Genomic DNA, 17,122 nt, shown 5'->3' with positions numbered 1-17,122 from the left:
GAACCACGAAGCGGGCTATTCGTCGGAGCCCGTTTCGCGGCGCCGCCGGTACGAACCCGGCGCGCCGCCCGTCCAGGCCTTGAAGGCCCGCTGGAACGCGGCGCTGTCCGCGAAGCCCAGCTCTTCCGCCAGCGCCGCGAGCGGCACGGTGCTGGTGTTGAGCCGCACGATGGCCAAGTCGCGCCGCAGCTGGTCTTTCAGCGACTGGAACGACGTGCCTTCGGTCGCCAGGTGCCGCTGCAGCGTGCTGACCGACATGTGCAGGCTGCTCGCGGCCGTCGCGAGGTCGGCCCAGGCCGGCCGGTTCTGCTGCAGCACCGAGCGCACGCGCGCGCTCACCGCCTGCTCCGCCAGCCGGGGCAGGATCACGTTGGCCGGCGCGGCGGCTAGAAATGCGTTCATGGCCTGCGCGTCGCGATGCACCGGCGTCTGCAGCGCGCCGGCGTCGAACCACACGGCCGTGCAGGGCTGGCCGAACTGCAGCGGCCCCGGGAACACCTTGGCGTAGCCGTCCGCATAGGGCGGCAGCTCGAAGCCGAAATCGAAGCGCCGCGCCGCCAGCCGGCCGCCGTGCAGCCAGGCGAGCAACCGCCAGTACACACGCAGCATCAGCTCGTGCAGGAAGTTCTGCTGCACCGCAGCGGAATCGTTCAGCCGCAGCCCGAAGCCGGCCAGCGGCCCGTCTTGCAGCAGCACCAGCGTCAGGTCGTCCTGCAGCAGGCTGAAGGTGTGGGCCACGCGGCGCAGCGCCACTTCGAAGGTGGGCGCGCCCAGGGTGGCTCGCGTCATCAGCGCGAAGCTGCCGCGCTTCAGGCGGCGCGACAGGAAGCACAGCGCCTCGTCGTCGAGCCGCTCCATCAGCAGCGCGAACAGCGCCACGTACTGCTCGGCCGTGACGCGCGCGCCCGGCGCCTCCAGCAGCGCCGGCTCGATGCCCGCGTCTTCCAGCGCCGCGCGGGCGTCGATGGGCGCGGCTTGGCCCCGGGCGAGGAGGCCCGAGAGCATGCCCTGGACGAAGGCGATCGGAATGGTGACTGGCGGTTGCAGCATGGCGCGTGGCGATCAGGCCCCAAGCATGCCACCGTGTCGATTGACGTTTTCTGCAATGCGATCGAAGCGAAACGCAATCGCCGGGGCGGGGCCGGTTTCCTACGATGCGGCCACACAAGAAAGAGACGGAGACACTCGCCATGTACCTGACCCAGTCTTTGCACCGCAGCGTGCAGCAGCATCCCGACAAGGTGGCCGTGCGCTTTGCCGGCCGCACCCGCAGCTTCCGCGACTATGCCGACCGGGTGGCCCGCCTCGCGGGTGCCCTGCGGCGGCTGGGCATGCAGCCCGGCGACCGGGTGGCCATGCTGGCGCTCAACTCCGACCGCTACCTCGAATACCAGATGGCCGTGCCCTGGGGCGGCGGCGTGCTCAACCCCTGCAACATCCGCTGGTCGGCCGCGGAGATCCTGTATTCGCTGGAAGACTCGGGCTCCACCATCCTGCTGGTCGACGAGAACTTCCGCGCGCTGGTCGAGCAGATGCGCGGCCAGGCCACCAGCCTGCGCGAGGTGATCTACTGCGGCGACGGCGCGCTGCCCGCCGGCATGCACGGCTACGAGGCGCTGATAGACGCCGCGGCGCCCGTGCCCGACACCGCCCGCCGCGACGAAGACCTGGCCGGCATCTTCTACACCGGCGGCACCACCGGCTTTCCCAAGGGCGTGATGCTGAGCCACACCAACATCTGCAGCTCGGGCTTCGCGGCGCTCGGCGAAGGCCTGGCGCCGCCGGACTCCTCCTACCTGCATGCCGCGCCGATGTTCCACCTGGCCGACATGGGGCTGGCCACGCCGCACTGGTTCCAGGGCAGCACCCACGTCATCGTGCCCTCGTTCAGCCCGGAGGCGGTGCTCAACGCCATCGCCGCCGACCGCGTGACCCACGCGCTGCTGGTGCCCACCATGATCCAGATGCTGGTCGACCACCCCTCGATGCGCGAGCCGCGCGACCTGCGCAGCCTGCGCTGCATCACCTACGGCGCCTCGCCGATCTCCGAGGCGGTGCTGAATCGCGCGATGGAGGCCTTTCCGGGCGTGGAGTTCGCGCAGGCCTACGGCATGACCGAGCTGTCGCCCATTGCCACCATCAATCCGCCTTCCAACCACACGGCCGAAGGGCGCAAGCGCGGCAAGCTGCGCTCGGCCGGGCGTGCGAGCTACTGCATGGAAGTGCGCATCGTCGATGCCGACGGCGCCGAAGTGCCGCGCGGCACCGTGGGCGAGGTGGCAGTGCGCGGCCCCAACGTGATGCAGGGCTACTGGAACAAGCCCGAGCAGACGGCCGCCGCCGTGCGCGACGGCTGGATGCACACCGGCGACGGCGCCTACATGGACGACGACGGCTACATCTTCGTGGTCGACCGGCTCAAGGACATGATCATCAGCGGCGGGGAGAACGTGTACTCGGCCGAGGTGGAGAACGCCATCAACCAGCACCCGGCGGTGGCCGCCTGCGCCGTGATCGGCATCCCGAGCGACGAATGGGGCGAGGCCGTGCACGCGGCGCTGGTGCTCAAGCCGGGGCAGGGCATACGGCCGGAGGAGCTGATCGCGCACTGCAAGACCCTGATCGCCAGCTACAAGTGCCCGCGCAGCGTGGCCGTACTCGACGCGCTGCCGCTGTCCGGCGCGGGCAAGGTGCTCAAGACCAAGCTGCGCGAACCCTTCTGGCAGGGCCGTCAGCGCGGCGTGGCCTGACGCGGCCCTCTTTTTCTTTTCTTCCATTCAATCTTCAGGAGCCTCTCATGAGTCAAGACGTCCATGTGGTCGGGGTCGGCATGATCCCCTTCACCAAGCCCGGCGCCAACCTGCCGTATCCGCAGATGGCCGCCCAGGCCGCCAATGCCGCGCTGAAGGACGCCGGCATCGGCTACGAACTGGTGCAGCAGGCCTACGTCGGCTACGTTTATGGCGATTCCACCGCCGGCCAGCGCGCGCTGTACGAGGTGGGCATGACCGGCATTCCGGTCGTCAACGTCAACAACAACTGCTCCACCGGCTCCACCGCGCTGTTCCTCGCGCGCCAGGCCGTGGCCAGCGGCGCCGCCGACTGCGTGCTGGCGCTGGGCTTCGAGCACATGAGCCCCGGCGCGCTCGGCGCGGTGTTCAACGACCGGCCCAGCCCCTTCGACCATTTCGAGCACATCACCGACGAACTGGTCGGCAACGAGCAGGTGCCGCTGGCGCTGCGCTACTTCGGCGGCGCGGGGCTGGCGCACATGCAGCAGTACGGCACGCAGATGTCGACCTTCGCGAAGATCCGCGCCAAGGCCAGCCGCCATGCGTCGAACAACCCGGTGGCGCTGTTCCGCACTGTGGTCACCGAAGACGAGGTCATGGCCGCGCCCGTCATGTGGCCCGGCGTGATGACGCGGCTCATGGCCTGCCCGCCCACCTGCGGCGCCGCGGCGGCCATCGTGTGTTCGCCGCGCTTCGCCGAGCGCCACGGGCTGGACCGCAGCGTGCGCATCAAGGCGCAGGCCATGACCACCGATCGGCCCATCACCTTCGAGAGCCGCGACATGCGCGAGGTGGTCGGCTTCAGCATGGCGCAGGAGGCCGCGCAGAAGGTGTACGACGCGGCCGGTGTCGGCCCGCAGGACGTGGACGTGGTCGAGCTGCACGACTGCTTCGCGCACAACGAGCTCATCAGCTACGAGGCGCTGGGCCTTTGCCCCGTGGGCGGCGCCGAGAAGTTCGTGGTCGACGGCGACAACACCTACGGCGGCAAGGTCGTGACCAATCCGTCGGGCGGCCTGCTGTCGAAGGGGCACCCGCTGGGCGCCACGGGGCTGGCGCAATGCACCGAGCTGGTCCAGCAGTTGCGCGGCACGGCCGACAAGCGGCAGGTGGAGGGCGCGCGGCTGGCGCTGCAGCACAACCTCGGCCTGGGCGGCGCCTGCGTGGTGACGCTCTACGAACGCGTCTGAGAAAGGCCGGCAGATGATCGACAAGAAATGGATCGGCCACGAGCTGCCCGCATCGGTGCTGCCCATCGAGCGCACCCGCCTGCAGTTCTTTGCCAAGGCCATCGGCGAGACAGACCCCGTGTACACCGACGCTGGTGCCGCGCGCGATGCAGGCTACCCCGACCTGCCCGCGCCGCCGACCTTTTTGTTCGCGGCCGAGCTGGACTCCGGCGCATCCGACAAGTTGCTGGCCGACCTGGGCATTCCGCTATCGAAGCTGCTGCACGGCGAGCAGGGCTTCAGCTACCACCGGCCGGCCTGCGTGGGCGACACGGTGACGGTGCGCTCCACCATCACCGACATCTACGACAAGAAGAACGGCGCGCTCGAATTCGTCATCAAGACCTCGCGCGCCACCAACCAGCGAGACGAGCTGGTGGCAGAGCTGCGCACGGTGATCGTCTGCCGTCACTGAAGGAGCCCGCACCCATGACCGCACCGACCTACGACGCCGTGAACATCGGCGACGAACTGCCCGCGCTGCAACTGCCGCCGGTGAACCGCACCACGCTCGCGCTGTTCGCCGGCGCCTCGGGCGACCACAACCCGATTCACATCGACACCGATTTCGCGCGCAAGTCGGGCATGCCCGACGTGTTCGCGCAGGGCATGCTGGGCATGGCCTGGCTGGGCCGGCTCGTCACGCAGTGGGCGCCGCAGTCGCAGCTGCGCCGCTTCGACGTGCGCTTCCAGGGCATCACGCACCTGGGGCATGCGGTGCGATGCAGCGGACGCGTGGTCGAGAAGCTCGAGCACGAGGGCGAGCGCTGCGTGCGCGTCGAGGTGCTCAGCGCCAACCAGTACGGCCAGACACGCATCGCGGGCGAGGCGCTCGTGGCGCTGCGCTGACCGGCATCACTTCAAGACAAGAAGGAACAGAGACATGACACTCAAGCTCGGCGGCAAGGTCGCCCTCATCACCGGTTCGGGCCGAGGCATCGGCAGGGCCATTGCGCTCAAGCTCGCGTCGGAAGGCGCGCGCGTCGTCGTCAACGACCTCGACGAGGCGCCGGCCCAGGAAACGGTGGAGGCCATTCGCGCGGCGGGCGGCGAGGCCGTGGCCTGCGTGGGCAGCGTTTCCGCGCCTGACTTCGCGGAGCGTTTCGTGGGCACGGCGGTGAACGAATACAAGGGGCTGGACATCGTCGTGAACAACGCCGGCTACACCTGGGACAGCGTGGTTCAGAAGATGACCGACGAGCAGTGGTACGCCATGATCGACGTGCACCTGACGGCGCCGTTTCGCATATTGCGCGCGGCGCAGCCGGTGATCCGCGCGCTGTCGAAGGCGGAGACCGAGGCAGGCCGGCGCGTGGTGCGCAAGGTGGTGAACATCTCGTCGGTGGCGGGACTGTTCGGCAATGCGGGGCAGGCCAACTATTCGACGGCCAAGGCGGGCATCGTGGGCATGACGCAGACGCTGGCCAAGGAGTGGGGTCGCATGAACGTCACGGTCAATTGCGTGGCTTTCGGATTCATCCAGACGCGGTTGACGGCAAGCACTTCCGAGGCGACCACCGCGAACATCGAGGGGCGGGAGATCAAGGTCGGCATCAACCCTGGGTTGCTGGCGATGATGGAGCAGTCGATTCCTCTGGGGCGTGGTGGTACGCCCGAGGAGGCTGCTGGGGCTGTGTATCTTCTTTGCGCGCCTGAGTCGGACTATGTGAGTGGGCAGACTCTGATGTGTACCGGGGGGCTTACGGGGATCTGATTCTTCTGTGTTCGGGGCGCGATCACGCCGAACACAAGCAACCCAAACCTGGAGCAACAGAGATGAACACGGAAGAAGGCGTCGGCTGGGAAATATCGGATGACATAGGCCGCATCGTGCTCAAGCGCCCTGAGCGCGCGAACGCGCTGGGGCTGAAGAGCAGCCGCGCGCTGGTGCACGCCATCGACGAAGTGCTAGCCCGCAAGCCGCGCGCGATCTTGTTGACCGGCGAAGGACGCGTGTTCTGCGCGGGTGGCGACATAGAGGAGTTCGTGGCGGCGGGCGAAGGCTTGCCCGCGCTGGTGGACGACATCCTCGAACCCTTGCACCCCGCGCTGCTGCGGCTTTCGACAAACGCGGCGCCGCTGGTGGTGGCTGTGAACGGACCGGCGGGCGGTGCGGGCGTGGGGCTCGCCTTGTGCGGCGACTTCGTGCTGGCGGCCGAATCGATGAAGCTGCGAACGGGCTACGCGGCCATCGGGCTGTCGCCTGACGCCGGAGCTTCCTACTTCCTCGCGCGCCGCGTCGGGCCCGTGCGTGCGCAGCAGTTGCTGATGCTGAGCGATGCCATCGACAGCCAGCGTTGCCTCGCGTGGGGCGCGGTCGATGCGCTGCATGCGGATGCCGAGCTTGCCGCCGCCAGCGAGGCGCTCGTCGTACGGCTGGCCCGGGGCGCCAGCGCGTCGTTCGGCGGCATCAAGGCCCTGTGCGCAGGCGCGCCCGGGCGACCCTTCGAAGAACACCTGGCGATGGAGCGCAAACTGCTGCGCGAGCGTGCCGGCAGCGCGGATGCGCGCGAAGGCGTGGCCGCCTTCATGGCGAAGCGGGCGCCGCGCTTTATCGGGCGCTGACGGCGCGGGGCGGCGCCACCGTGGCGCCTTCGATGGCATGCCGCTTCAAGGCCTCCGCCACGAAGCCCGAGGCCTTCATCTCTTCGATGAAGCTGCTCAGCCACGCCTGCGCGGCGAGCCGACCCTTCGGCACGCCCATGGCCTGTTCGATGACCATGAACCTTCCCGGTAGCAGGCGCACGCCGCCCACGCGCCGGGCGTCGGCTTCCAGCTGCTGCTTCACGCCGGCCGCCACTTCGAGGTTCTGCGAGAGGAACTGGTCGGTGACCGCCGGAGAAGTCGGCGCGCGCACCAGCGTGGCGGCCTTCAGCTCGCGGGTGAGGAACAGGTCGTAGGCGCTGCCCCGGCCCACGACGACACGCTGGCCGGCGCGGTCGACTTGCGCATTGCTCTGCAGCGGGGAGTCGTTGCGCACGAGATAGGAGCCCTCGATGACGACGTAGGGCGCGGTGTATTCCATGTCCGCTGCGCGCACCGGGTCGATGGCCACGAAGGCCAGGTCGACCTGGCGCGTCTTGACTGCCTCGACCACGTTGCCGGCGGAGTTGAAGGGCACGAGTTCGACGGGCAGCCCGAGTTGGCGCGCGGCCTCGCGTGCGAGGTCGACCGAAACGCCGGACAGCGCGCCGCCCGCTGGGCGGCTGGCAAGAATCGGGTTGCCGAGGTTGATGGCGGCGCGCAGCTTGCCGGTGGCGCCGAGCTGGTCGCGGGCTTCGGCTTCCTGCTCGGCTTTTCGCTGGGGCGCGAGGTCGGCGCAGCCCGCCAGGAGGAGGCCGCTCGCAGCGAAGAAGAGGCGTCGGTCAAAGGGTTCGAAGCGCATGTTCTTCTTCATCATCATCTGGCCGTGTCTCCTTGGCTATCGCGGCTGGCTAGGTGTCGCTCCACTTCCTCAGCAGGTTGTGGTACGTGCCCACCAGCGTGCGGCGCGCCGATTCGTCGGCACCGCTCTGGTTGAGCCGCTGTATCGCGTTGTCCATGTCGAACAGCAGCGCGCGGTCGCCCGCGTCGCGCACGAGGCTCTGCACCCAGAAGAAGCAGGCCACGCGCACGCCGCGCGTGATGGGCGTCACCTGGTGCAGGCTGGTGGCGGGGTAGAGCACCATGTCGCCGGCCGCGAGCTTCACGGTCTGCATGCCGTGGGTGTCTTCCATCTGCAGCTCGCCGCCGTCGTAGCTGTCGGCATCCGACAGGAACAGCGTGGCCGAGAGGTCGGTGCGCAGCTTGCGGCCGGTGCGCGGGTCGATGCGCACGCCGCCGTCCACGTGCAGGCCGAAGCGCATGCCTTCGCTGTAGCGGTTGAACATCGGCGGATACAGCAGGTTCGGCAGCGCCGCGCTGATGAAGGTGGGATGCCGCTCGAGCGCGCCGGCGATGATCGACTGGCACTCGTGCGCCACCGCCGAGCCTTCGTCGATCTGCTGGTTGAACTTGACCGGCGCGCCCTGGTGGCCGGCCGTCACGCGGCCGTCGACCCAGGCGTCGCCGGCCGCATCGAGGCGCGCGCGAACCGCGGCGAGCGCGTCGCGGTCGAGTACACCGGGGATGCAGACCAGCATGGCGTAGCTTCTTTCTTCGGTTGCGGGCTCAGAGGCGGTAGGTGAAGGTCAGCGTGGCGGCCCGGCCCGAGCCCGGCACCGCGCGGCCGCCGTCCGAGGGGATCAGCGCGTCGTAGTAGTGGCGGTTGGCCAGGTTGAACAGGTTCAGCCGGATGTCGTACTTGGGCTGATGGTAAGCCACCATCGCATCGAGCCGCACGTAGCCGCCGACCTCCACCAGGTCGGTGTTGTTGGCGTAGCGCTTCGCGCTGTAGGTGGTGCCGCCGCCGACTTCCCATTCGGGCGTGATGGCGTAGGTGGCCCACAGGCTGGCCGCGTCCTTCGGCGTGTTGGCGGGTATCTTGCCGAGCGTGCCGGGGGCGATGCCGTCGACGATGGTCGCGTCCAGGTGCGTATAGGCGCCGAAGAGCTGCAGCTTGTCGGTCACGCGGCCCGCAATGCCTGCGCGTGCGCCGTTCACGCGGATGGTGCCGGTCGCGCTGTAGGTGCCGTCGTTGTTCTGCGCGCGGGCGTTGGTCTGCGTGATCTGGAACGCGGCGGCCGTCAGTGAGAGATTGCCGTCGTTCAGGTCCCACTTGCCGCCGAGTTCGTAGGCCTTGTTCTTCTCGGGCGGCAGCGGCTGCGTGCCGCCGGTGGTGGCTACCAGCTGCTCGAGCGAGGGATTGAACGAGGTGCTGTACGACACGTAGTACGACTGCTCTGGCGTGGGCTGCCAGATGGCGCCGGCGCGCACGCTGGTGAAGTCGACGGTCTGGCTTTCGGAGGCCAGCGTGGTGGCGGAGGGAATGCTGTTGAAGATGCTGGCGCGGTAGTGGTCCTGGCGCACGCCGGCCACCAGCTTCCACTGCGGGCTGAGTTCGATCGTGTCGTTCACGTAGCCGGCCACCGTGGTGGCGCTGGCGGTGGCGAGGTTGCCGGGCAGGCTGGGCGCGGTGCTCGGCGTGTTGCCCTGGTAGGGCGCAAGCAGCGGCGAGCAGGCGGCATAGCCGCTGGTGCCGCCCGCCGGGTTCAGCGCCACGCCGTTGCAGGTGCCGTTGCGGTAGTAGGCCTGGTTCTCGTAGGTGTCGTGGCCCAGCTCGAGGCCCACGAGCAGCGAGTGCTTGACCGAGCCGGTGTTGAACTTGGTGCTGAGCTCGGTCAGGTTGAACAGCGACTTGTCGTGGATCGTGCGGTCATGGCTCTGCTGGCGCACCCACAGCGTGTCCAGCGGCAGCGACGAGAACGCAGCTGCCGGCACGGCCGTGGTGCCGGTCGAGAAGGGCGTGAACACGTTCTTCGACGACAGCGTGCCGATGGACTGCGGCGCGGTCTCGCGCGCGTCGGTGGTCACGTCGTTGTACTGGGTCTGGTTGCGGATCGAGGTGTCGGCCGTGATCTTGTGCTGCACCAGGGCGCTGAAGGCCTGGATATCGGAGATGGTGCGGTCGTCGCTGAAGCCGTAGGCCTGGTCGCGATCGACCTTCGCCGGGTGGCCGTTCAGCGGCGGCACGCCGTAGTCGGGCTGGTCGCGGTTGTGCTGCACCAGCGCCGACAGCGTGACCTGCGTCGGCGTGTTGATGCCGAACTTGAGCGAGGCATCCAGGCCGAAGTCCTTCAGCTTGGTCTGCTCGCGCGTGCTGGCGTCGCCTTGCTGGCCCATGGCCGCGATGCGAAAGGCCGAGGTGTCGGACAGCGGCTTGTTGATGTCGACGGTCGAGCGCACCAGGCCCGTGGTGCTGGCCGACACCGACACTTCGCCCGCGGGCGTGAGCGACGGCTTCTTGGTCACCTGGTTGATGATGCCGCCGGTGGAGCCGCGGCCGAACAGCATCGACGAGGGGCCCATGAGCACCTCGACCGACTCGAGGGCGAAGGTGTCGCGGTAGTACTGGGCGCGGTCGCGCGCGCCGTCCAGGTACAGGTCGGTGCGGGCCGAGAAACCGTTCAGGTTGATGTTGGTGCCGATCTGCCCGCCTTCGGCGCCGCCGATGGTCAGGCCCGGCACGTTGCGCAGCGCGCTGGCCAGCGAGGTCGCGGCCTGCGACTGCATCACGGCCTGGTTGATCACGGTGATGGACTGCGGCGCGTCGCGCAGGTCGGCCGGCAGGCGGCTGATCGTCGAGGGGTTGGCGCCGAAGCCGGTCTTGTCCTGCGCGCCTTGCACCTGGACTTCGCGCAGCGTGGTCGGCACGGAAGTGCCGGGGGCGGGCGAGCTTGCGGTGCTGCTTGGCGCAGCCGGTTGCACGGCCTGCTGCGCGAACGCGGCGGGCAGCGAGGAGACGAGGCCGATGAGTGCGAGCGCAACCGGCGTGCGGCGGCGCGTGGAGGACGAGAAACGGGTCATTGCGAGCTTTCCGAAGGGGGTGCGCGGGCAACTGGGCCCGGCCTGTGTGATGCAAACAAAAGCACCACCGACGGAAATTCTTACCGCGAATGAATCTTATTTGAAGGACTTGTTGGGCAGGTGTTTGGCGGGCGATACAGCGGGATTTCTTTACCTTACAGGTCAGGTCTCAGACAGCTTCGAAGGCGTTGGACGGGCCGCGCCGCAGCTTTTTGTAACGCCTCTGCGGCACACTGTGGGCCCGTTGACGTTCAGCAGACCGCTTTTTCCTCGATGACTTCCAACTCTCTCCAGACTTCCGCAGAGCATGTGCGCCAGGCGATTCGCGCCGCCACAACCGGTCTCATCGGCCGCGAGCAACTGGCGGAGTTGATCGTGCTTTCGGCCGTGGCGCAGGAGCATCTGCTCGTGGTCGGCCCGCCCGGCACGGCCAAGAGCGCGGTGGTGCGGCGCGTGGCGCAGAGCCTGGGCGGGCGCTACTTCGAATATCTGCTGGGCCGCTTCACCGAGCCGTCCGAGCTGTTCGGCCCGGTTGATCTCAACAAGCTGCGCGCGGGCACCGTCGAGACCGACGTCAGCGGCATGCTGCCCGAGGCCGACGTGGCCTTTCTCGACGAAGTATTCCTCGGTTCCACCGCCATCCTCAACACGCTGCTGGGCGTGCTCAACGAGCGGCGCTTCCGGCGCGGGCACACGCAGCTGCATTGCCCGCTGCGCGTGTGCGTCGGCGCCGCGAACGCGCTGCCCGACGACGAGGGACTGGCCGCCTTCGGCGACCGCTTCCTGCTGCACGTCTTCATCGAGCCCTTGCCCGACCACCAGCTCGAAGCCATGCTGAGCGGCGGTTGGCAGTCGGACCACGCGCCGGTGGCCACGGGCGGCGCGCTGGCCGACCTCGACGTGCTGTGCCGGCAATTGCGACAGGTCGACCTTGGCGGCGTGCAACCGGCACTGGCCAATGCGATCCGCAAGCTTCGCCAGGCAGGCGTGCAACTGTCGGACCGGCGCATCGTGAAGTCGCAACGCCTGCTGGCCGCGGCGGCCGTGCTGGCGGGCCGGCTCGAGACCACCGAGGCCGATCTCTGGCCCTTGCTCTACGTGCTGCCCACGCAAGAGGCGCAGCAGAGCGCGCGCGACGTGCTGCGCGATGTCTTCGCCAACGCCACGCACCCGCACCTGCTGAGCGCGGTGGAAGAGGCCACGCTGCAGCCGCTGTCGCGCGCCGTGCGGCTGGCGGAGTCCGCGCGTGCATGCCTCGCGGCGGAGCCTGCATCGGCTCGCACTCAAGCCGAAAGCGTGCTGCGTGAGATCGACGCCAACTTCAGCAGCGAGCTGCTGCCCGAGAGCCTGACCGCCTTGCGCACCCAACTCGTCGACCGCCTGGGCGCCCCCGCATGAGCGGTGGAGCAGTGACGCCGCTCGAATGGCGCTGGCGCCCGCGCGCCGATCCCTTGCCTGCGCAAGCCGCGGTGGCATGGGGCACGGCGGCGCGCGCATTGCATGCGCGGCTGCAACAAATCGCGCCGGAGCAGCAAACCGAGCTCAGCGCCATGGCCGGGCGCGACCTGCTGGTGGTGACCGGCAACGCCGACGCCTTGCCTTGGGTCGACGGCGTGGCTTACGCGGGGCCGGCCGGCCAAGCGCCGGGCCTGTGGTTGCCCACCGTCGAGGAGCCAGACCTGCCCCTGGACCTGATCGCGCGGCGGCTGCAGCGCGAGCATCCGAAGCGCCAGCCTTTGCTGCTCTGGCCCCGTCCCGCATTCGTGCTGCCGCTCGACCGGCTGCTGCCGCTGTCGGCCGCGCTGCTCGCGCGCATCGGCACGCACTGGGGCGGCACGCGCGCATGAGCACGAGCACCGAACTCCCAGACGCGCTGAGGCCCTGGAGCCCTTGGCTCGCATGGTTCACGCCCGAGATGGCGGCCGAGCTTGGCGCGCTGGTACAGCGCATGCAGCCGCTGCTGGGCCGCTTCAGAGGCCAGACGCGCGGCGGCGTGCCGGAGCCCGACGGGCTCGACGATCTGCGCCGCCGCGGCCCCTACGAGCGTCTGCTTGCCACCGAGTGGTTGCTGGCTGATGAGCTGCCCGACGAGTTTCTGCGCCGCGCCGCCTCCAGCGAGCATCTGTTCCTGGCGCCACGCCCGCGGGCGCGCGAAGCCCAGAAGAGCATCGTCGCGATCTTCGACGCCGGGCCGCTGCAATTCGGTGCGCCAAGGCTCGGGCAACTCGCGCTCTGGATCCTGCTGGCCCGGCGCGCACAACAGATGGGCGGCGTGTTCCAGTGGGGCGTGCTGCAGTTGCCCGGCGGCCTGGACGGCGCCGACGATGCGAAACAACTGCGCTCGCTGCTCAGGGCGCGCGACTTCGAGGTCGGCACCCCCGCGCACGCGAGCGCCTGGCGCGAGGTGCTGGACGGGTTGGACCACGTGCCGGGCGAGAGCTGGCTCGTCGGCGCAGCGCCGGCGGAGCAACCCGCGAACGTGCGCTGGACCAGCCATCGCGTGTGCCTGCAGCGCGCCGTGCTTGGCGACGTGCTCGAAGTGGTGCTGAGCGATCGCGGCGGACTGCGCCGCGCGCAGCTGCCGCTTCCGTCGGCGAAGGCGGGTGTGCCGCTGCTGCGCGGCGAGTTCACGCAAAGGGCGCCTGTCGACCTGCACCGACGCCACCGCGGGCGGATTTCGCTGCAGCGGCCGCCGCTCATCTCGCCAATCGGCACGCACGTGGCGGTGCAACTGCTCGACGAGCCCGGCTTGCTGGTGTTCGCCGTGCCGGTCGACGGACAGCGCAAGGCCGCCAAGCCCAAGTACCAGTACTGGGGCCAGATGTTCGTACCGCTCTCGGTCATGCTCCTGGGCAAGCGCATCGGTGCGCTGCTGAGCTACGAACGCTCGATGTACTTCTGGCAGGTGCCCGGGCTCGGCAACTTCGTCGCTCCCGATGCACAGGAGTTCCGTGCGCCGCCGGGGCTGGCGGTCTGGCTGTCTTCCGCGTGGCTGCATGACAGGGAGCACCAGCGCGTCTGCATGATCGACCGCGACGGCAAGCTCGTGATCTGGAACATGACGCCCGGCGTCAAGCCGAACCCCGAGGCCGGCGCGCCGACGCTGGTCGAGAGCAAGGTCGTCGGCATGCTGCAGTGGTCCGAGCTGGGCGTGGTCTACGCGGCCGTCCACGACAACCAGGTGGTGCTGAGACGCCTGGGTGCAACAGGCGGCCCGGCGTCGATCGAGGTGATCGGAGCCCGCGTCGCCGAAACACGGGTGCTCTTTGCCAACGGCTGGCAGTGGCGCAGCGGCGTGGGGGGCATGGCGCTGCGCATCGCGACCGAGCCGCACGATGTCTGGCGCATTCACCAACCCGATCCGGCGTCCGCTGGCGGTCGGCATGGCGTGTATCCGCAGAAGTGGAAGACCTTCGAGCTGCGCGCTCCGCGTGCCGAGGCGCTGATCGACGACAGCACGCACAACCGCTACGCGCTGTTAAGCCTGTCGCCGTCGCTCGACGGGCTGGACCTGCATTCGCAGGCCGGCACCGAAACCATCTACAAGGCGCCCGAGCGCATCGAGCGGATCAGCGTGTGCCTCTGCACCGGCCTGGCCGTCATGCTGACGGTGCACAAGAAAATCATCGTCTACGCGGTGCCCCAGCGGGCGCTGCGCGCGGTGCTGCATGGCGAAGGAGCGAAAAGCGATGCTGACGTCGCCTGAGTTCAGGGCAATGCCCGCCGCGCAGGTGCGCCATCCGCTGCTCAAGGGCCGGCAGCCGGCGGCCGGGCTCTGGTTTCCGTCGGACTGGCTCGACGAGGCTGCGCGTGCCTGCCGCATCGTCGATGCCTGGCACGCCGGCGCGCAGGCGTTCCGCTTCGCCGAGGGCGAGCTGCTGTGCTTCGCGGCGCCAGTGTCGCTCGACTGCGACCACGCCATCGGCTGGCCGTTGCGGCGCGAGGGGCAGGCGCTTTGCTCCGCCGAACTCGACCCCGCCGAGCGCGCCGAACTGCCGCCGGCCGACCTCTGGCTGGTGAACGGCGGCGAGGTGCTGACGCTGCGGCTCGCGCAGGCCGAGCCGCTCGATCCGTCGCTGTGGCTGGCGACCGGTCCGATGCTGTTCGACACCTTCGATTGCCGCGAGACCCTGCCCGAGCCCGTCGTGCTCAATACCGACGGACGCACGCTGCGCGAGGTGCTCGGCGACGCCGTGCCGCCTGCCAGTGCGGCGCAGGCGGAGTTTCTCAAGGTCATGACCGAGCGCGCCCAGCGAGAGAAGGCCCTCGGGCAGATCGATACCGGGCCGCGCATCAGCTCCGGCAGCACCCATCGCGGTGGCGGAGCGGGCATATCGATGCGCGTGGTGGCGTGGCTGGCTGGTATCGCGGCGGCCTTGTTCCTGGCGCGTGCGTTGTTCTACGGACTGTCGGGCTCGTCGACCGTTCCGCCGTCGGGAGCGCCGGCCAGGACCCACGTGGCCAGCTCGCAGGTCGATGCGTCCTCGCCGTGGGTCTCGCTGATCGTGCTCGCACTCGTGCTGCTGCTGGCGTGGTGGGGCTTGCGCAGGAATGAACGCGAGGTAGGCCGCGCGTCGCGCCGCGCCCAGCCCAGGCCCGTGCCGCCGCCGCGCCCAGCCGCGCCGTCGTCGGCACCGTTGAAGCAACGCGGCACCGCGCAGCCGGGCCGTTCGCGCTGGCGCGACTGGATGGCACGCCTGGCGATCACCTCGCGGCTGTCGCGCCTGCTCGGCCGCCAGCAGGCCGCATATCTGAGCCGCATGCTGAAGATGTTCGACGACGGCAATCTCGAGCAGGCGCTGCGCCATGCGATCCCGCTGGGCGGCGACATGCAGTCGCTCGGGCAGGCCTTCGGTACGCCGGGGCCGCGCAGCGACCTGTCGCTCAGCGGTTCGCTGGGGCAAGGGACCAGCATCAATCTCGGCAATGAGTTCGAGGCCCACCTGCGCCAGCTGTATCGCAAGACCTTCGAAAAGCTCGACCGCGAAGGCCGCGTCGACGAGGCCGTGTTCGTGCTGGCGGAGCTGCTGCAGGCGCGGCAGGAGGCGCTCGACTACCTGGAGAAGCACCAGCGCCACGCGCAGGCCGCCGAACTCGCGCTGGCCTGGGACTGGCCGCCTGCGGTCATCGTGCGCCTGCTGTGCCTGTCCGGCGACTGGCGCCGCGCGCTGGCGGTGGCACGGCGCGACAACGCATTCGCCAGCGCCGTGCTGCAGATGCACGACCGCTGGCCCGACGCCGCCAACCGGCTGCGCGAGGAATGGGGCCAGGCGCTGGCGCAGCAGGGCGAGTGGCTCAAGGCCGTCGATGCGGTGTGGCCGGTGGCCGCGCTGCGCGAGCAGGCCGCTGACTGGCTGCTGGCCGCGGAGGCCGCGGGTGGACAACTGGCCGCCCGTGCGCTGGTCCAGCGCGCGCTGTTGCTGCCCGACACCTTGCAGGCCTGCGCGGCGCGGCTGCAGTCGCTGCGCGACGATCCGTTACTGCACGGCGAACGCGCGGCGCTGGCCGCCGCATTGAACGCGGCAACGGGCCACACCGAAGCCTCGCGCGGGCTGGTGGCAGTGCTCATGCCCGCGTTGCTGGCCGATCAGTCGCAAGGGCGGGGCCGGTTCGACAAGAAAACGATGCAGTCGCTGATGCGGCTGAATCCGGACACCCTGCTGCAGGCCGATCTTCCAGGCGGCGAGCTGCCCGGCACCGAGGCCAGGCCGCTCCTCAAGCAGCCGGCGCTGCTGAGCGTCGAGGCGCCCACTGCGGGTTCCCACCCGGCGCTCGACGCCGTGCTGCTGGACGAGGGCCGCTATCTCGTCGCCACCGGCGAGGCCGGCGCGCTCATGACCGACGCCACCGGCCGCGTGCTCGCGCGCTTTGCCGTGCCGGCCTACCGCCTGGTGGTGGCGCACAGCGGTCAACTCGCGCTGGCGCTCGCGCAGCGCGACGGCCTGTGGCGCGTGAGCCGCATCGACCTGGTGCAGCGGCAGGTGAGCGACCTGGGCCTGAGCGAGATCGACCACTTCGCCGGCGAGTTCGACGGCATCGGCTGGACCGTGGCGCGCGGCCGGCGCGTGCAGGTGATCGACACGGGCCGCTCGCTGCGCGACGTGCTCTGGCAGGTGAACGACCTGCCCGGCGTGGTGACCGAGCTGTCGGCCACGCGCGAGATGGAGCAGTTCATCGTCGACGACGATATGCATGGGCCGAGCCTCTGGCGCTACCAGTGCCCGCAGCGGCGCCTGTTGAACCGCGAGCCGCTGACCGTCTCGCCGGGTGCCATGTCGCGGCGAATGCTGCATCCGCACCTGACGCCGCTGAGCCTGAGCGGCGAACCGCAGGAAGACGGCAGCTTCGAGTTGCGTTGGCTGGGCCAGGGAGGAATGACCGGCCGCCTTCGTTTCGTCACCACCGATGCCGGCCGCGTGCAGGCGTGGATCGACAGCGACTGGATGGTGCTGCGCCGGTTCGATGCGAGCTGCGACGTGTTCTTGCACCAGTTGCGCGGCGGCAGCCTCGGCGCCAGGGTTTCCTGGCCCGCCGCGGCACAGGTGCAAGCACGCGCGGTGCCCGACGGCTGGCTGTTGTTCGACGACCAGGGCCGCGTGCTGCACCTCGACACCGCGCGCAGCACGGCGGCGGGCTTCGCCATCCGCTGAGTCGGCA

General features: G+C 69.5%; 14 protein-coding genes. 10 read left to right on the top strand and 4 right to left on the bottom strand.

Translation table 11 applies throughout. The annotated features are described in order from the left end of the window. Positions 1–15: 15 nt before the first annotated feature. Positions 16–1,050, bottom strand: a complete 1,035-nt coding sequence (locus L3V85_RS23140; RefSeq protein ID WP_237675036.1) for an AraC family transcriptional regulator — start codon at positions 1,048–1,050, stop codon at positions 16–18. A gap of 140 nt (positions 1,051–1,190) precedes the next feature. Between L3V85_RS23140 and L3V85_RS23135 the strand changes: the two genes are divergently transcribed. The 6 genes from L3V85_RS23135 to L3V85_RS23110 all read left to right on the top strand — a co-directional run bounded on the left by L3V85_RS23135 (position 1,191) and on the right by L3V85_RS23110 (position 6,586). Continuing rightward, positions 1,191–2,750, top strand: a complete 1,560-nt coding sequence (locus L3V85_RS23135) for a long-chain-fatty-acid--CoA ligase (protein WP_237675035.1) — start codon at positions 1,191–1,193, stop codon at positions 2,748–2,750. A gap of 47 nt (positions 2,751–2,797) precedes the next feature. Then, positions 2,798–3,982, top strand: coding sequence for a lipid-transfer protein (locus L3V85_RS23130; protein WP_237675034.1), 1,185 nt, complete (start codon positions 2,798–2,800; stop codon positions 3,980–3,982). A 13-nt stretch (positions 3,983–3,995) separates the two neighbouring features. Next, positions 3,996–4,436 carry a MaoC family dehydratase N-terminal domain-containing protein gene (locus L3V85_RS23125; protein ID WP_237675033.1) on the top strand — a complete coding sequence of 147 codons (441 nt, stop codon included), beginning with the start codon at positions 3,996–3,998 and terminating at the stop codon, positions 4,434–4,436. A 14-nt stretch (positions 4,437–4,450) separates the two neighbouring features. Beyond that, positions 4,451–4,870, top strand: coding sequence for a MaoC family dehydratase (locus tag L3V85_RS23120; RefSeq protein ID WP_237675032.1), 420 nt, complete (start codon positions 4,451–4,453; stop codon positions 4,868–4,870). Between the two features lie 34 nt (positions 4,871–4,904). Beyond that, a complete protein-coding gene (locus L3V85_RS23115; RefSeq protein WP_237675031.1) occupies positions 4,905–5,735 on the top strand; it encodes an SDR family NAD(P)-dependent oxidoreductase in 831 nt (276 codons plus the stop codon). A 62-nt stretch (positions 5,736–5,797) separates the two neighbouring features. Further along, positions 5,798–6,586, top strand: a complete 789-nt coding sequence (locus L3V85_RS23110) for an enoyl-CoA hydratase/isomerase family protein (RefSeq protein WP_237675030.1) — start codon at positions 5,798–5,800, stop codon at positions 6,584–6,586. On the opposite strand, the gene L3V85_RS23105 is transcribed toward L3V85_RS23110, so the two are convergent. Genes L3V85_RS23105 through L3V85_RS23095 form a run of 3 tightly spaced genes read right to left on the bottom strand, consistent with a single transcriptional unit; the run spans position 6,573 to position 10,465 of the window. After that, positions 6,573–7,418: an ABC transporter substrate-binding protein gene (locus tag L3V85_RS23105; RefSeq protein WP_414080240.1), complete on the bottom strand. Its 846-nt coding sequence runs from the start codon at positions 7,416–7,418 to the stop codon at positions 6,573–6,575. The two genes, L3V85_RS23110 and L3V85_RS23105, sit on opposite strands and share 14 nt — an antisense overlap. A 37-nt stretch (positions 7,419–7,455) precedes the next feature. Continuing rightward, positions 7,456–8,142, bottom strand: a complete 687-nt coding sequence (locus tag L3V85_RS23100; RefSeq protein WP_237675028.1) for a Fe2+-dependent dioxygenase — start codon at positions 8,140–8,142, stop codon at positions 7,456–7,458. A gap of 28 nt (positions 8,143–8,170) precedes the next feature. Next, positions 8,171–10,465 carry a TonB-dependent receptor gene (locus L3V85_RS23095; protein ID WP_237675027.1) on the bottom strand — a complete coding sequence of 765 codons (2,295 nt, stop codon included), beginning with the start codon at positions 10,463–10,465 and terminating at the stop codon, positions 8,171–8,173. Between the two features lie 273 nt (positions 10,466–10,738). Here L3V85_RS23095 and L3V85_RS23090 point away from each other — a divergent pair, with 273 nt between their 5' ends. From L3V85_RS23090 to L3V85_RS23075, 4 genes are read left to right on the top strand one after another with little or no spacing between them, the layout of a single operon-like run. Then, positions 10,739–11,863 carry an AAA family ATPase gene (locus L3V85_RS23090; protein WP_237675026.1) on the top strand — a complete coding sequence of 375 codons (1,125 nt, stop codon included), beginning with the start codon at positions 10,739–10,741 and terminating at the stop codon, positions 11,861–11,863. Continuing rightward, entirely contained in the window at positions 11,860–12,312 is a 453-nt protein-coding gene (locus L3V85_RS23085) for a hypothetical protein (RefSeq protein WP_237675025.1), read from the top strand. The genes L3V85_RS23090 and L3V85_RS23085 overlap by 4 nt, the downstream gene beginning before the upstream one ends. Next, on the top strand, positions 12,309–14,171 hold the full coding sequence (locus tag L3V85_RS23080; RefSeq protein ID WP_237675024.1) for a hypothetical protein: 1,863 nt from the start codon (positions 12,309–12,311) through the stop codon (positions 14,169–14,171). Before L3V85_RS23085 ends, L3V85_RS23080 begins: the two co-directional genes overlap by 4 nt. Next, positions 14,155–17,115, top strand: coding sequence for a bpX6 domain-containing protein (locus tag L3V85_RS23075; RefSeq protein ID WP_237675023.1), 2,961 nt, complete (start codon positions 14,155–14,157; stop codon positions 17,113–17,115). Before L3V85_RS23080 ends, L3V85_RS23075 begins: the two co-directional genes overlap by 17 nt. Positions 17,116–17,122 lie beyond the last annotated feature (7 nt).

The sequence above is a fragment of the Variovorax paradoxus genome, assembly GCF_022009635.1.
GTDB lineage: Bacteria > Pseudomonadota > Gammaproteobacteria > Burkholderiales > Burkholderiaceae_C > Variovorax.
This window is presented reverse-complemented; position numbering and strand designations above follow the sequence as displayed.

Excerpts from the sequence above, each read along its gene's own strand:
- L3V85_RS23140 (WP_237675036.1), bottom strand. The coding sequence starts at position 1,050 with ATGCTGCAACCGCCAGTCACCATTCCGATCGCCTTCGTCCAGGGCATG.
- L3V85_RS23135 (WP_237675035.1), top strand. The coding sequence starts at position 1,191 with ATGTACCTGACCCAGTCTTTGCACCGCAGCGTGCAGCAGCATCCCGAC.
- L3V85_RS23130 (WP_237675034.1), top strand. The coding sequence starts at position 2,798 with ATGAGTCAAGACGTCCATGTGGTCGGGGTCGGCATGATCCCCTTCACC.
- L3V85_RS23125 (WP_237675033.1), top strand. The coding sequence starts at position 3,996 with ATGATCGACAAGAAATGGATCGGCCACGAGCTGCCCGCATCGGTGCTG.
- L3V85_RS23120 (WP_237675032.1), top strand. The coding sequence starts at position 4,451 with ATGACCGCACCGACCTACGACGCCGTGAACATCGGCGACGAACTGCCC.
- L3V85_RS23115 (WP_237675031.1), top strand. The coding sequence starts at position 4,905 with ATGACACTCAAGCTCGGCGGCAAGGTCGCCCTCATCACCGGTTCGGGC.
- L3V85_RS23110 (WP_237675030.1), top strand. The coding sequence starts at position 5,798 with ATGAACACGGAAGAAGGCGTCGGCTGGGAAATATCGGATGACATAGGC.
- L3V85_RS23105 (WP_414080240.1), bottom strand. The coding sequence starts at position 7,418 with ATGAAGAAGAACATGCGCTTCGAACCCTTTGACCGACGCCTCTTCTTC.
- L3V85_RS23100 (WP_237675028.1), bottom strand. The coding sequence starts at position 8,142 with ATGCTGGTCTGCATCCCCGGTGTACTCGACCGCGACGCGCTCGCCGCG.
- L3V85_RS23095 (WP_237675027.1), bottom strand. The coding sequence starts at position 10,465 with ATGACCCGTTTCTCGTCCTCCACGCGCCGCCGCACGCCGGTTGCGCTC.
- L3V85_RS23090 (WP_237675026.1), top strand. The coding sequence starts at position 10,739 with ATGACTTCCAACTCTCTCCAGACTTCCGCAGAGCATGTGCGCCAGGCG.
- L3V85_RS23085 (WP_237675025.1), top strand. The coding sequence starts at position 11,860 with ATGAGCGGTGGAGCAGTGACGCCGCTCGAATGGCGCTGGCGCCCGCGC.
- L3V85_RS23080 (WP_237675024.1), top strand. The coding sequence starts at position 12,309 with ATGAGCACGAGCACCGAACTCCCAGACGCGCTGAGGCCCTGGAGCCCT.
- L3V85_RS23075 (WP_237675023.1), top strand. The coding sequence starts at position 14,155 with ATGCTGACGTCGCCTGAGTTCAGGGCAATGCCCGCCGCGCAGGTGCGC.